We start from the raw sequence: 15583 nt of genomic DNA, 5'->3' as shown, positions 1-15583 counted from the left end.
ACGGATACTGAGCACAAAACAAACTTTATCAATCGACTATGTTTAAAAGGTCATTGTTATTTTATTAGAGTAAAAATTGCCGGAATATAATGTATACCCTCCCACGATTCGAGGTAATAAGGCCTTTCCTTCAACGTATTGCGATTGATGACTGTCCCAAATCGGAGCAGTATAGACATAAGGCGGCAAATGTGGACGTATATAGAAAGTAAAAGACCCTTTTAACAATTTAAATCCGATAAGGTTATACGTATCCGTATAGCTCTCTCCCGGTTTCAAAAAAACAAATTTGTCTTTGTACTTAGTTAATATGACCTCCGGTACCATATCCGATATCGTGTAATACAATTTGAACTCGTCACGAGTATCCATTTGCTCGTAATTCTCACGATACATGTATTCATATATATAGCACAAATCAGAGTTTGTCACATCTACATCTTCTTCACTTTCTATATTGGACGTATCATTTATAACATTCCACATCTTAAAGAACGAACTTTCTCCAATTTTTACTTTATAATGTTTACCTGTATAATCACCATGCATTTTCGCCCTTTTAAAATAATGATTGAAATACTCTTCAATCGGGTATTGTAACAATCCTACCTCTCTTGGTAAAATGGGTAATCCATAACGACTATCCGAGACTTTCTGAAAATAAAAACTCGTATCCGATATATTTCTATACGTGATCATTAGTTCAGGAAAGTATATGATCGAATCTTTCTTGAAAATATCGTATCCTTTGACCCATTTTGCCGATAATTCAATACTTACACTCTGTGATGATACAAGTGCATTAAAGCCTAAAAACATGCACAAACCAATATATAATCTTATCGCTTTCATATTAAAACGGATAAATAAAAGAAGCTGACGAAGTCCAGCCAAAATTAGTAAAACTCAAAGAATGAAAATATATTGGAAATTTTTCAGCCAATCTTCTTGTAACATCAGGTGTAAAACTATTAAGATGTGCCCCACCTAAAGAGTGTTGGTAACTGTATGCATGAAATTCTAATAACTCAGAAAAACCTGTTTTAAATAGAATTTGTTGAGCTTCACCTGCCAATTCTCCAAATTGTGACACATGAACAAATTCATGCCCCATAGTAAAAAATAATTGCTTAGCACTACTAAATGCCAAATTTTTGTTAAAATAAACATTTGACCTCCCATTGAGAATCCCATTTACTGAAATTGGAACTGTTTTGCCAGGAGCATTATTCGTAATTAATCCTTCATAAGAACCTATTAAATGTTTTTCTGGCACATTCTCTACTGTAAAAGTTTTCACATTGCCCATTGGAGCATCTTTGTACCATACTTTCTGAGCATCAGATAAGAATTGGTCTGTAGCAGGTACCGGATCCCCACCATTAACACCAAGTTCCACACAACCTTTTTGAAAAACAGAGAATTGTCTTTGATATTGAATTCCCCCAGAAATTCCTCCTATTAATGCACCACCTAATGCCCCATAAGCACCACTAACTAAGCCAACTTGCAAACCATGTTCAAACCTTGCTCCTCTCACCCATGCGTTACCTGCTCCTCCAACAAAACCTCCCGCAAAGCCTCCTGAAGCCCCCACTAAGGCCCCTTTAGCTACAGCTCCTCCCAATGAGGATGCCATGCCTAATGATCCTGCGACAGCTTGTCCTGCAAAGCCTCCCGCAGCTCCTGCCAAAGAACCAATTCCAGCTGCTAAAAAGAAATCTCCAGCGCTATTAATATTTCCAGACATTCCTTGAATCGCGACATTCATAATAGCCCCCACAATAATAGGGACGAACCAGGCGATCTCTCCATCTTGATCCACATACACCAGCGGATTGTTCAAACAATACGAGTACCGGTTGAAGTTCTGCGAAAAGTCCGGCATCTGCACGTATGGGTCGGGACTAAGGAAACGGCCGAGAACGGGATCATATAAACGGGCGTTCATATTGATCAACCCGAACATCGGAAGATGTTCATGACCCGTATAACCGCGACCAAGCAGTAATTCCGTCTCGTTGTCGGGAAGATAGACGGCATGTGTCTCCGGATTACGCAAACGTCCCCACGCATCATAACTCAGCTCCTGAACAACCGTTCCGTTACTCGCTACAAGATGAGTCATAGTCCCAAGATAATCGCGACAGATATAATACAGCGCCCAACCGTTCCCCGTATTCATATACACGGCCGGAGCCGTATAAGCGTCCCCACCGATATAAAGCCGGTGTTTTTGAGAATTTCCCATAACGTCCATTTCGTAACGGCCGCCAAGATAATAACGCGTATAGAGCGGTTTGCCACCCTTCTTTACCGTCATCTTTTGGCGATCGCCCGAGGCATTATATATAAACGAGGCTTCGTAGCCGTTTTCCGAAATGACGGCCGGTCGCTCAAATGAGGTATATCTTACCGACTGCTCTCTCGGAGGGATTGCTTTATTTGTGCCTATATCCGCACCGGAGAGAGCGTACGGCTTATACGGCGTCTGATAACGGAATGTACCCACATCGCCTTTTTTCGTAATATTCCCTTTCGGGTCATAATCCATAACGATGCCTCCATACGTTTTCAGACGATTCAGATTGTCGTACGTAAAGTTTTCCTGTTTGTTCCTCCGGTTATCTTTCCGATACGTCAGATTCCCCCTCGACGCATCAAAACGGTAAGTGGAATTCAAGAACGTACCCCCGGCTGTCGATTGAGATTTTATCCCTTCAGAACAAAGGATAGAGAAGTGTTTTCTCTTCCTTTGTCCGAAGAAATCAATGCCTGCCGATTCCATTAATAGTTTCATTTGCTACTTGAAACTACACCTTTTCTTGATAACAGCATATAGTCTACCATATAAATTTTATCCTATTAGCTTGTGTCCCCCCCCTTTGCTTTTTTCCCTCAAGTTGGAAAACGCACGAGAAGTGAGGATTAATATCACTTACTATAAATTAACGGAATAGGTTTATCCAAGTTGGTCATGAAATAAAATTCAGACTCATCTATAATATCTAAAAACTCTTTTGGAGACATCTGAGTATAATTATTCAGCTTTTCGTCAAAAAAATAACAGAATAATGAATTGTTTTCTATAAAAAAATAAACCTTATCGTTTTGAGATAGCGAAAACAATATTTGGGGTTTCTCCCTTATCATAATATCTGCTAATTTTGCATTTCGGGCATTGCTTAAACCAATTGGTTGATCTTTTACGTTTGCATAACTTGGATGAGCAACGGCAACAAATCTCTTATCTTTATAAAAAAAAATATTATCAATACAAAGACTTTTAGGGTTCAAATATACAAATAAGCTATCTTTTACTCTATCAGAATTAACAAATCTGCTATTCGAAAAAATAGTATAAACAGGGATTTTACAAATACTGTCATTCTTTAGTTTAGGACTTTTCTTGTATCCATATTTCATGAAATTATCAATACCAGACTCCCTTTTCTTTTCAAGAGTTTTACATTCTTCTATAATGCTTCTTGTGAACGAGTCAAGATTAATTTGGGACTTCAAATTAAATGGAGCTATTAGAATGTAACAAATCAATAAGATTATTATTTTCATATCAAGCTTTAATATTTAATAAATACAAATTTCATTATATTCTCAGTTAAGTTTTTTACTGAACCTGTAAGTGGATCCCAAACCCTTGTATTATTCATTAAGAATTTAGACCCTCCTCCCAAAATATTTAATTTCTCAATTACATCAAAAGATATCACATTTACAGTATGACCAGCATTAAGATTTGATCCAATTGTAAGAATACCTTCCATTGTTCCTTGCTGTAAGTTTGTACCAAACTGCAATAAATTAGATGTCCCCATTTTCACTACATTTACATTTAAGCCTGCTTCTCTAGCAACGAGTCCAATATCTGCACCATTTGGAACAAGTCCGTTATTTAGTCGAGCTGCAGCTTTTTGAAAATCTGTTCTTGTGAAATTGTTATGTCCCGCATCTGCATACTCACCAGAAACAGAATAACAATGTTTTGTAGGATCTTGTTGTGGAAGAATCCCTGTTTTTGATGCAATGGAAAAATGTCCTCTATGAGTCGCTTTATATCCTGTCCAACGATTTGCTCCTAACTTTTTTGCGTTGTTATAACCTTTTATTCCTCCACCAATACCACCAGATATTGCTCCTCCTATAGCTCCGGATGCTAAACTTGATTTCCAATCGTCGAAGAAGTTATTACCGGCAATCAAGTTATTTCCTCCGTTCAAAATGAAACTACTTCCTCCTCCAATTATACCACCTGATACAGCCCCTACTCCAGCTCCAGCTGCAACACCGACAGCTTTAAAAGTTGTGGCAACCCATGCACCTCCAGCAGCAGATAAAGCGCCTACTCCAGCACCTACTCCAAAATAGCCAACTCCCGCCCAAAATCCTTTTTGTTGTATGGTCTTCCAATTGGCAATAACATTTATGGCACCTCCAACTACAGCTCCAATAATAAGATGTACGAATTCTCCATCCTCATCCACATACACCAGCGGATTGTTTAAACAATACGAATACCGGTTGAAGTTCTGTGAAAAATCCGGCATCTGCACATACGGGTCGGGACTAAGAAAGCGGCCGAGAACGGGATCATATAAACGGGCGTTCATATTGATCAACCCGAACATCGGAAGATGTTCATGACCCGTATAACCGCGACCAAGCAGTAATTCCGTCTCGTTGTCGGGAAGATAGACGGCATGCGTCTCCGGATTACGCTGCCATCCCCACGCATCATAACTCAGCTCCTGAACAACCGTTCCGTTACTCGCTACAAGATGAGTCATAGTCCCAAGATAATCGCGACAGATATAATACAGCGCCCAACCGTTCCCCGTATTCATATACACGGCCGGAGCCGTATAAGCGTCCCCACCGATATAAAGCCGGTGTTTTTGAGAATTTCCCATAACGTCCGTTTCGTAACGTCCACCAAGATAGTAACGCGTATAGAACGGTTTGCCACCCTTCTTTACCGTCATCTTTTGGCGATCGCCCGAGGCATTATATATAAACGAGGCTTCGTAGCCGTTTTCGGTAATGACGGACGGTCGATCAAATGAAGTATATCGTATAATCTGCTCTCTCGGAGGGATTACTTTATTTGTGCCTATGTCCGCACCGGAGAGGGCGTAAGGCTTATGCGGCGTCTGATAATGGAATGTACCCACATCGCCTTTTTTCGTAATATTCCCTTTCGGGTCATAATCCATAACGATGCCTCCATACGTTTTCAGACGATTCAGATTGTCGTACGTAAAGTTTTCCTGTTTGTCCCTCCGGTTATCTTTCCGATAAGTCAAATTCCCTCTTGCCACATCAAAACGGTAAGAGGAATTCAAGAACGTACCCCCGGCTGTTGATTGAGCGGTCCGGCCCGTCGGAATCCCATAGACATCGTACGTATAAGTACGCGTTACCGGCCCTGTCGTAACCGACAAAGGCTGGCTGAACGGATTTTCCGCATTGAGTGTCCATACAGGGCTGCTTCCCCAGCGGATACCGTTCATATGGCCATGCGAGTAGGCATATGTTTCCGTACCGATAGCCCCCGACTGTGATGCGTAACGAACAGACGCAAGATTCCCTGCGGCATACGTATATGTTTTTTCAAGCCATTTACCGTCGGGGACATTATTGCGCTCTTTGGCCAATCTTCCGTAACTGTCATATTCGTATACGGATGATATTCCATTGTTTGAAGTCTCCGTCGTCAGTTGTCCATAGCCGTTATATGCATACGAGGTAGTAAACTCGGGTAACACCTTCGACGTAAGCCTCCCATATACATCATAACTCATCGTCTTGACACGATTGTCGGCATCCGTTTCGCGCTGAAGATTGCCTGAAGCATCGTAAGCGAAGGTGCGATTACCGGCGCTCGGATCATGTATAGCGGTCTGTCGCCCGTAAGCGTCATAAGAAAAGGTGGTTTTGACATTTCCCGGAGCTGTGATCGTTACCGGCTGGCCATCGGGACGCAACGTATAAGTAATGGTACCGGCAGGATCCGTAACACTGACCTGTTCACCCATTGCATTATAGACACTTTTATGAGATATCCCGTTTTTTGTTTCCGTAATACTGTTTCCGGCATACGTATAAGTCGTCGTTTTTCCGGAAGCATGGGTCTGTTGGGAAAGTCGGCCGTAGCCGTCGTATCCATAAGTATTCCATTTTGAAGCGGCACCTCCTTTAAAAGGCAATGATTCCTGGGAGACACGGCCGGCATTGTCATATTTCGTATCCGTACATACGTCCTGTCCATCCGTTTGCCGGATGCACTCTCTTACTTTTCTTCCGAAGGCATCGAAATATATTTTTCGTTCCGGTTTTCCCGTGAGCGTCTCCGTCATACCATACACGCTGCTTGCAACAGCATTCTCCCATGAATAAACAACCGACGACTGGGTTTGATCCGGATAGACAGTTTTTACCTGTCTTCCCATACCATCATATTCATACGCAGTCGTAGTATTCAGGAAATCTTTTGTTAAAGCAAGCTGTCCGGACGAATTATAGGTATAAGTCGTTACTCTCGACAACGGGTCGATGGTTCTAAGCATATACAGACCGTCGGACGAGTATTCCTTTTTCGTCGTCAATACATGAGGCGATGCATAGGCGCGTGTCGAATGCGTAATCATATTTCCGTATCTGTCATAATCAAAAACATCTTCTGATGTCTGTTTGTTCCCATCCCCTGTAAAATTGACTATTTTCTGGGGCAAATATCCGGCATTATACGTAAATATCTGCTTGTCTATCCATGTTCCCATCTCTTTGGTTACTCTCTTTTCTACAGATTGAGGCAGGCCGATGATCCACCGATTCTCTGCTTCACTGTTAATATAAGATGTCGTAACCGTTTCAGTTACATCATTTCCATGGCGTGTAACGATCTTTAACGGGTTGGCCCATGCATCGACTTGAGTGCATTCGGTAGTCTTCACCACTCCTGTCAGATGATCGGTGGTCGTGCTTTTCCGCACATAGGGGACAACTCGTTTGGAATCATTATAGACGTATGAGTTTTCATATACCGAAGTCGCGATTTTCGTCCCGGAACGTGTCGTGACCTGCTGCTCCTTCATATAAGGATAAAAATAATTCTTCTCGTATCCGTATGTAGTAATTACTTTTCGGTCTTTATTATCATCTATCGATTCCACTTCGCCGAATCCCAGAAATCCTTTTCCCTGCATATGGCTACGAGGGTCTTTATATCGATATCTTGTCGTTTCGGAATACCCTCCCGTACTCTGTGTGATATTGCTGACTACATATAGAGGGAATCGACTGTCGGTTACGGGAAAAGCTTCGTTATTTCCCGTGACGGTACAAACGGAATTACTTGTTATCGGGGCATATTGAAATGAAGTATATGCACCTAATCCATCCGAGATTGTTTCCACAAGCAGATTCTGAGGATCGGAAAAAGACCTGATAATGTAAGCATTCATATGACGGGCACAACAGAACTCCGAACTGCCATCCCCATCAAAATCAGCTACTTGAAACAGATAATGATCATATTCGATATTATTATATGATAAATAGACATCTTCAAGTCGTAAATTCGATGAGTGATAAGTGGTATGAAAGCCATTTCCGTGAAAAATCCCCACCTTCATTCTGACAGCATTATTTACGATCTCCATATGAAAAATATCCGATTTCCCATCTTTGTTAAAATCTGCCACAAATACTTTAGCTCGAATATCCGCATTTAAAACATCCTGTTTTACATATCCTTTTCCGGTTGAAAAAAGGATACTTACATCGTCATAATCTCCCTGGTGCCATCGCTGTATCAAGACATCCGTTTTACCGTCTCCGTTAAAGTCGCCGAAATAAGGGAAATAGTAATTTTTTATCTGGGAGGTCCTGAATTCCGGCAATTCCACAAACTGCCGTTCATTCAACTCATAAACTTTAGCTCCATGCTTGTCGATGACTAATAATTCCGACTTTCCGTTTCCATTCAAATCACATATATATCTACTGTTCGGATAGTAATACTTAATATAATCCGATCCCCAGTCGGTAATGCCTCCCGAGGCAATCTCACGTCCTTCGCCATCATACACCTTCGAATTGTTTTTAATTAAAATATCATGCCTCCCATCCCCATCAAAATCTCCGACAAATGCTTCGTCTCCATGTGTATTAAAACCCTTATATTGATACACGAGCTTCTCTCCGTCAAACACATAATAGTTATAGCGTTCCGTTCCATTATCCGCTCTGGAAACATGAATGACATCCATCTTCTTATCGCCGTTCACGTCTGCCAACATAAAATATCGAAATTCTCCGAAAGCACGCATCGGGATCGTACATTTCTTGGCAAAATACGTTCCGCCAAGTCCGTGAAGCGATAAAAACAAGGTGGCTACATCTTCTTTCGGATTATCCGATAATTCTTCCGGATACGACAGAAAATCCATACGTCCATCGCCGTTAAAATCGGCAAACAGCGGCTTATTTCCTTTTCGATGTTCCGACAAAGTAACAATATCCTCATTTTTATATGGATCCGGATAACCATAATATATGCGGGTCGGATTATATCTCTGGCCATTTTGTCCGCTTTCAATAATCTCCGTCAATTGAGTATAAAGGCCGTTCTCGTACGTATTGTAATTAAACTGATATTGCTTAAACTGCATCTGACCGATATAGGTAGATATATTTTTCAGAATTTTGTTGCTGTTTAATACCGCTCCTGCATAATATCCTGTTTGCTTATCTTTTCTTGTTTCGTATGAAAACCGGACGCTGCGCCCGGATGCATATTCTATACGGTTTAGATAGAACTCTCCATTGTTTACGGTCTCTTCATATTGATAAGAGATTACATTTCCTTGTTTATCAACTACCCGAGATAACAACCAACATAAAGTAGCCCCACCCGGGGTTTCGATGTTTGAATCTGAGGTAACACCGAATTCTCTTATTGTTCCATCCTTACTTCTTACTGTAAATCCCTGGAATGAACCGATCATCTTATACGTAATATCTATCGTCGGATCATTTTCCAGCCTGTATTTAGCTCCGTTCATCAGATTCTGCCCGGAAATCAACATCAGCCTTTGTCCGTCCAACATCACGTTATCTTCATACGATAACGCAGGAGCTTTTGACATCCCATCATGATAGAATGTCTTACCACTGCGTGATATGACGGAAAATGCCGACAAATTCCACCCGTATCCCAATAAACCGACCCCCGATTGACTACTATACCGAACGGATACCTCAGGCTTAAATCCGGCAATACCCTCCGGAACTTCGATCGGAACACTATAATTAGCGGCTCCCGTGAGAGTAATTTCAGCCATACCGGCTGTTGAACCGACAGCCATACCTCTTGACAAGGGTGCAGGTGCAAAGGTTCTTTTCTCTTCCGGTGAATAGTTGTTTTCTAACCTGTTTTTTAATATCTTGTAATAGAAGGAGGGTAGTTGCCGAGCGTCTAACTCATTGGCATCACTTGTCTCATTGCGATAGTTTCCCCATATACGATATCCGGATGGATCATAATTGTCCGAAGAAGCCTCGTTCCCTGCCGCATAAACATTTGTCTTCTGTGCATAGCCTGTCACTCCAATGATAAGGCAGGTACATATTATCTCTATGGATATATTTATTATTCTCATATTCAATCTAATAAAATCAACAAATGAAAAGTTTTTTATAAATTTATTTCAACATGTCTTTCATCTGTTATGTTCATCTTCGGTTCTTTTCACAGAACCAAGACGACGAGTAACTCGATTACCGGATGCATCATACAAATATTGAAAAGTTGAAGGTGTAGGCTGTGGGGGAGGAGGAGGATTTACTGCAGTACCAACATTCAGTACCCCTCCTTTCATCACATCAAAAACACCATTGATAATTATTTCACCCGGCGCCATGAGAGATAGCTCTCCCCCGCTCAATATCTTCACTTCACTAACCGTTAAATTATTACATCCGTACACGGTCTGGGAAGATGAAATCGTTTGATGGATGAAACTGTTAACACACGACCTGAGCTGTGTGAGAGTTGAACTGCTGTCCGCCTCTTGTTCCATCGTACGATCCTTTTCTATTTCTTTTTTTTGATTTTGCTGTGCCGATAATCGACAAACAATAAACATCAAAGAAATAAAGAATGTACACTTTCTTATAAATACCCTTATTTTCATGATCTTATCACTTTCGCGCGACTATTTCGTTAAAATCATCCGCTTCGTATCAACAAGTTTCCCCTCTGCAATCAGAGAATATAGATACATTCCCGGGCCTAACTTAAGTCCATCCACAATAACTGAATGCTGATCACTATTTATGGATATTTGCTTTACCATATTACCCTGCATATTGAAAATACAGATGGAAGCATTACGAATACTTTCAGGTAATAAAAATTTAATCTCCGTATGGTCCGTAAATGGATTGGGAGTGTTTTGATATAGCACGGCATTGGAAATCTCAGATATTTCATTGGATAACATGCTGGACTGTAATCGTATAGAACCGGATGATAAACGATCCACTTCTGCCTTTAATTCTTTAATGGATTGTATCAGAAGAGGAATAATCTCAATGTAATTAACCGATAAGTAACCATTATCTTCTTCATAAACCAACTCAGGATATATTTTTTGCAACTCTTGAGCGGCCAACCCAAAATGTTTTTTCCGGAACATCAGGGAACGCTCATCAAATAAACCTCGCCTACTCGATCTCAAGGTATCACTTTGTGGTTCAAAATAAACTTGTTTATAATTGTATGAGATCGGACGGAGAGCGGTGATCTTATCTAAAACGGAATACTGAGGCTTTCCCAAAGCAGAAACTATACCATTACTACCAATTTCTTCTATGTTTTGTTTATAACGAATATCCGAATTACCTGTTACCGTACCGATAATCGTTCCCGTAACTTTTACATTACCATTGAAATATCCGGCATATTTCCCGTCAATATAAATACCTCGAAGGGTACCGATTGTTCCCAAAACTCCCGTACCATTATTGCTCCCGTGCAGATTACCGATCACTCCATAATTATAACCGGGGGTTGCATTGGAGGCTGTACCGATAATTCCAATCGCTCGGCCTGAATTTGATGAAGAAGGACTTGATACGCCACAATCAATCCCTATATCTCCACGATCAGACGAAACCGCATTTCTGACCATAAGCGCCGTACCCCAATAGTTTAGATGATAAGGGCTCTTCCCATGACCATTGATAAACATCGTTACCATGTCACTCTCAAATACATTTCGAATATGAGGATAGCCCGGTGAGCCTACGACAAAATTAGAAACCGGTGCCTGAGTGATTCCAATACTCACCTTTCCGTCACGCGAAACTTTCAACTGTGCGAATAATGTTGAAGAAAACACACATAAAAACGTAATACCAAGAATCTTTTTCATCTTTTTACTTTTAATGATTGATCAATTTTCTGCAAATTTAATCCTGCATCATTCTCTCAACAAGAAAAAAACGTCACAAAAACGTCACATTTGCCTCCCGGGGAAGTGTGATTTTTTTGTGACAGTCGACATCACTTTAAAAGTCACGTATAAAATCACGTAAAGAGATCGATGATTTTGTTTTTTGACCGGTTATCTTTCTATATAATCGAACGTGATGCATGGACACACCGGATTCTGTCATAAAAAGTAAAGGCGCCATATTTTTTCTTCTAACTCCGATTTTAAGCAACAAACAGGCTCTGATATCACGCTCTTCAAGAGACGGAGCGGTCACTTTCAACCGATAAGTAAACCCGTTATACGTTTTATCGATGATTTGCGCAAGTGCCTTCCAATCCTCCTCTGTCGGTCTCCACTCTCCGGAATGATGGAATTTCGATAAAATCGGTTCATATACGACCTCATTTTCCATCTGTTGCCGTTTCATTTGTTCTTCTATTTCACGCAAACGTTTTCGGGTTCGCCTTTCACATTTCTTTAATTCTTTCAGCCATTCTCGCAATCGTTGGTGTCGCTCAATATATTTTACATGAATATGATTTAACCGACGATTTATTAAAGAAACTTTTATAACGATCGTCGCAAAAATTAAAACAACAATCGTCATAATCAATCCCCAAACAAAATTTTGTCTGTTCTTCTTTACCAAGACGCTGTATTGTCTTCCGTAGTGATGAAATCGTTCTTCATCCGGATTCGCATGCATCGTACTCAAACGCAAAAAAGAAGTTTGCGGCGGTTTATCATCCGCCTCTTCAATGCCCGACACAGCAACCGTACTTGCCGACAGCTGTATGACATTATCTCCCGACGGATGAAACATATCCCATTTTCTTTCATCAGCATATGTGCCGATAAACAAGAAAAGACACAAGAACGAGTAAATATTTATTTTGCTCATACTCCCAAAATGTATTTAACACGGTTTTCACTGCAAAGGTGACAAATAAATCAAGAAAAACAAATTTTACAGTTTAAATTGATAGTCATAACTTTTTTTATTCAAATGTAAGAAAAAGATTTTGTTCATGGCTGATTACCGATTGCTTTCTCTCCCTTTTCCCATTAATTTTCCTATCTTTGTGCCATGAGCCAGCCTTTAGCAGAACGGTTACGTCCCACGACGCTCGACGAATACATCGGTCAGAAGCACCTGACGGGCGAACGTGCGGCGCTACGACGGATGATCGAAGCCGGACGTGTGCCCTCGTTTATTCTTTGGGGACCGCCAGGTGTCGGCAAGACGACGCTGGCCAAGATCATTGCCAAGCGTCTTGAAGCACCTTTTTATACGCTCAGTGCGATCAGCTCGGGAGTGAAAGACGTGCGGGAAGTGATCGAAAAAGCGGGAAGCAATCCGCTGTTTCAGACAACCGTTTCCCCCATCCTGTTTATCGACGAGATACACCGTTTCAGCAAGTCGCAGCAAGACTCACTTCTGAACGCGGTCGAGACGGGTATCGTTACGCTGATCGGCGCCACGACGGAGAATCCGTCGTTCGAGGTGATCCGTCCGCTCCTTTCGCGATGTCAGGTCTACGTACTCAAACCATTGGACGAAGACGACCTGCTGACGCTTCTGAATCGCGCCATTACGGACGATATCGTTCTCAAAGAAAAAAACATCGTCCTCCGTGAAACGGCCGCCCTCATCCGTTACTCCGGTGGTGACGCGCGCAAGCTGCTGAATATCCTCGAGCTTATTGTATCGGCTGAGGAAGACGGCCATACGATCGAGATTACGGATCAAAAAGTCGTGGAGCGTCTTCAGGAAAATCCTGCCGCTTACGACAAAGGGGGAGAGATGCATTACGATATTATTTCGGCGTTTATCAAATCGATCCGCGGCAGCGATCCGGATGCCGCTCTCTACTGGCTGGCGCGCATGGTGGCCGGAGGCGAAGATCCCGAATTTATTGCCCGCCGTCTGCTGATTTCCGCGGCCGAAGACATCGGGTTAGCCAATCCCAACGCATTGCTGCTGGCCAATGCCTGCTTCGACGCGCTCAAAAAAATCGGTTGGCCCGAAGGACGCATCATACTAGCCGAGACAACCGTCTACCTGGCTTGCAGTGCAAAGAGTAACTCGGCTTACTTAGCCATCGATAAGGCGCTGACACTCGTCAATGAGACAGGTAACCTGCCGGTTCCGCTCCATTTACGCAATGCCCCGACGAGCCTGATGAAAGAACTTAATTACGGAAAAAACTACAAGTACGCACACGATTACGAAGGGAATTTCGTCAAACAGGATTTCCTGCCCGACGAGCTGCTTCGCACACGTATCTGGGAAGGGCAACATAACGCTGCCGAAGATAAACTGATCGAGCGTATGAAACACCTTTGGGGCGAACGGTACTCTTAAAACTCCTACGCTTTCCGGGTGATCAGGGCTACGGCATAAGCTGCCATTCCTTCACGTCGGCCTACGAAGCCCAATTTCTCCGATGTCGTCGCTTTGATGGAGAGCGCATCGGGCGAGACGCCCATCACCTCGGCCATGGTCTGTTGCATAGTGGGGATATGCGGGTTGAGTTTCGGCTGCTCCGCGGCGATTGTCGCGTCGATATTGCCCAGTTCATAACCGGCTTCGCGCAGCAACTCCATGGTACGACGAAGCAGGATTTTACTGTCGATGTCTTTGTATTCGCCCGCATGGTCGGGGAAGTGATAACCGATATCGCGCATATTGGCCGCGCCGAGCAGGGCGTCGCAGACGGCATGGATCAGCACGTCGGCGTCACTGTGCCCCAGCAATCCCGTGCTGTGCTCGATACGTATGCCGCCGAGCCACAGCTCACGCCCTTCGGCCAGAGCATGTACGTCATATCCGAATCCGATACGCATAGCTTCCGATCATCTTGTAGGTAGAGATTATTCAAAAAGGCTTTTCAGCCCGTCCATGTCGAACGACAGCGAGAAACGCAACGTCTGATCGAGCGGATTGTTCTGTACGGTACTGATCAGGTAGGCGGCATCGAGTTGGAACACATTCATCTTAAAGCCGGCACCCATTGAGAAGTACTGGCGATTTCCTTTCATGGCGTTTTCGTAGTAATAGCCGCCACGCACAAAGAACTGGTTGTTATAGCTGTATTCGGCGCCAAGCGAGACGTTGATCTCCTGCAATTCCTCATTGAATCCGCCCGGTGCATCGGAGAACGACTTGAACACGCCCGACAACGAATTCATGTCATTATAATCCTTCTGTCTCTGGCTGTACGCCTCGTCACTCTCTCCTTCTTTCTTTTGGGGTACGGTTGGGACAAGGTATTTATTCAAGTCAAGGTAAACCCCGAACTGATTGTATTCGTCGATCGGATAAAGCAGCCCCGTACCGATTTTCAGGTTTGCAGGCAGGAAGAACTGTTTGGCTCCTCCGTTGAACGACACTTTGGAACCGATATTCGAGATATTATATCCCAAGCTCCAAAGGCTCTCGCTTTCTCCAAGGTACACATACTTCTCCATATAGCCGGACACATCGACGGCTACGGCATTGGCAGCCTGCATGTCTTGTTCGGCGTCGGCGCCCAGATCGGAACGGATATAACGCAGGGAGACAGCCATCGAGTAGGCATCCGAGAGCTTCATCCCGTAACTTAAGTCGAACGCCATCTCATACGGATTGATATTCATCAACTCCTTGCCGACGTAATCGGTGAGAGGAATGGCGCCGAGCGAAAAGTAACGGAGCGAGGCGCCGATAGCCGATCGATCGTTCTGTCCCGGTTTATAATATCCCGCAGCATGCGCCATATAGACATCTCTGACTAACTTACGCAGCCACGGCGTATAAGAGATGGCCACTCCCGCCTTGCTTTCCATAAACGCATACTTCGAAGCGTTCCAGAATTGCGAGTTGATATCCGGAAGCGTAGCCGCCCCGTTATCGCCCATACTTCCTCCGCGAGCGTCAGGCGCAATCGAAAGCGACGGAATGGCCGTATGAATCGGGCTGAATTGCTGGTACTTGTCGTCTTCCGCATATACCGAGGCGGTCATCATACTTATGATCAGCAGCATCAGGCTGCTTTTGCTAAAAATCTTCATATATACATCAA

General features: G+C 43.0%; 10 protein-coding genes. 1 reads left to right on the top strand and 9 read right to left on the bottom strand.

The features are described from left to right. Positions 1-42: 42 nt before the first annotated feature. From BFO_RS08090 to BFO_RS08060, 7 genes are all read right to left on the bottom strand, one after another. Positions 43-852, bottom strand: coding sequence for a hypothetical protein (locus BFO_RS08090; RefSeq protein WP_014225193.1), 810 nt, complete (start codon positions 850-852; stop codon positions 43-45). A 1-nt stretch (position 853) separates the two neighbouring features. Next, entirely contained in the window at positions 854-2800 is a 1947-nt protein-coding gene (locus BFO_RS14440; protein WP_052299253.1) for an RHS repeat domain-containing protein, read from the bottom strand. Between the two features lie 134 nt (positions 2801-2934). Beyond that, positions 2935-3573 (bottom strand): hypothetical protein, encoded by a 639-nt coding sequence (locus tag BFO_RS08080; protein WP_041590794.1) that lies wholly within the window; start codon positions 3571-3573, stop codon positions 2935-2937. Between the two features lie 8 nt (positions 3574-3581). Continuing rightward, on the bottom strand, positions 3582-9680 hold the full coding sequence (locus BFO_RS08075; protein ID WP_080561795.1) for an FG-GAP-like repeat-containing protein: 6099 nt from the start codon (positions 9678-9680) through the stop codon (positions 3582-3584). A gap of 60 nt (positions 9681-9740) precedes the next feature. Next, complete coding sequence (locus BFO_RS14075; protein WP_157755302.1) at positions 9741-10214, bottom strand: hypothetical protein; 474 nt, start codon at positions 10212-10214, stop codon at positions 9741-9743. A gap of 21 nt (positions 10215-10235) precedes the next feature. Beyond that, a complete protein-coding gene (locus BFO_RS08065) occupies positions 10236-11456 on the bottom strand; it encodes a tail fiber domain-containing protein (RefSeq protein WP_014225187.1) in 1221 nt (406 codons plus the stop codon). 136 nt (positions 11457-11592) lie between these two features. Continuing rightward, on the bottom strand, positions 11593-12288 hold the full coding sequence (locus tag BFO_RS08060; RefSeq protein WP_208854687.1) for a hypothetical protein: 696 nt from the start codon (positions 12286-12288) through the stop codon (positions 11593-11595). 318 nt (positions 12289-12606) lie between these two features. Between BFO_RS08060 and BFO_RS08055 the strand changes: the two genes are divergently transcribed. Continuing rightward, the gene (locus BFO_RS08055; RefSeq protein WP_014225185.1) at positions 12607-13884 is read left to right on the top strand and encodes a replication-associated recombination protein A; all 1278 of its coding nucleotides are present in this window, start codon (positions 12607-12609) and stop codon (positions 13882-13884) included. A gap of 5 nt (positions 13885-13889) precedes the next feature. On the opposite strand, the gene ispF is transcribed toward BFO_RS08055, so the two are convergent. Both ispF and porV read right to left on the bottom strand, forming a co-directional pair. Beyond that, complete coding sequence (gene ispF, locus BFO_RS08050) at positions 13890-14366, bottom strand: 2-C-methyl-D-erythritol 2,4-cyclodiphosphate synthase (RefSeq protein ID WP_014225184.1); 477 nt, start codon at positions 14364-14366, stop codon at positions 13890-13892. 27 nt (positions 14367-14393) lie between these two features. Further along, positions 14394-15572, bottom strand: a complete 1179-nt coding sequence (porV, locus tag BFO_RS08045) for a type IX secretion system outer membrane channel protein PorV (RefSeq protein WP_041590792.1) — start codon at positions 15570-15572, stop codon at positions 14394-14396. Between the last annotated feature and the right edge of the window lie 11 nt (positions 15573-15583).

Origin of the sequence: Tannerella forsythia 92A2 (genome assembly GCF_000238215.1) — a bacterium.
Taxonomy (GTDB): Bacteria; Bacteroidota; Bacteroidia; order Bacteroidales; family Tannerellaceae; genus Tannerella; species Tannerella forsythia.
The sequence above is the reverse complement of the archived record's forward strand: the minus strand, read 5'-3'. Positions and strand labels throughout refer to the sequence as shown.

Bases quoted from the DNA above. Each gene is read 5' to 3' on its own strand.
- BFO_RS08080 (WP_041590794.1), bottom strand. From the start codon at position 3,573: ATGAAAATAATAATCTTATTGATTTGTTACATTCTAATAGCTCCATTT.
- BFO_RS14440 (WP_052299253.1), bottom strand. From the start codon at position 2,800: ATGAAACTATTAATGGAATCGGCAGGCATTGATTTCTTCGGACAAAGG.
- BFO_RS14075 (WP_157755302.1), bottom strand. From the start codon at position 10,214: ATGAAAATAAGGGTATTTATAAGAAAGTGTACATTCTTTATTTCTTTG.
- BFO_RS08075 (WP_080561795.1), bottom strand. From the start codon at position 9,680: ATGAGAATAATAAATATATCCATAGAGATAATATGTACCTGCCTTATC.
- BFO_RS08090 (WP_014225193.1), bottom strand. From the start codon at position 852: ATGAAAGCGATAAGATTATATATTGGTTTGTGCATGTTTTTAGGCTTT.
- porV (WP_041590792.1), bottom strand. From the start codon at position 15,572: ATGAAGATTTTTAGCAAAAGCAGCCTGATGCTGCTGATCATAAGTATG.
- BFO_RS08055 (WP_014225185.1), top strand. From the start codon at position 12,607: ATGAGCCAGCCTTTAGCAGAACGGTTACGTCCCACGACGCTCGACGAA.
- BFO_RS08065 (WP_014225187.1), bottom strand. From the start codon at position 11,456: ATGAAAAAGATTCTTGGTATTACGTTTTTATGTGTGTTTTCTTCAACA.
- ispF (WP_014225184.1), bottom strand. From the start codon at position 14,366: ATGCGTATCGGATTCGGATATGACGTACATGCTCTGGCCGAAGGGCGT.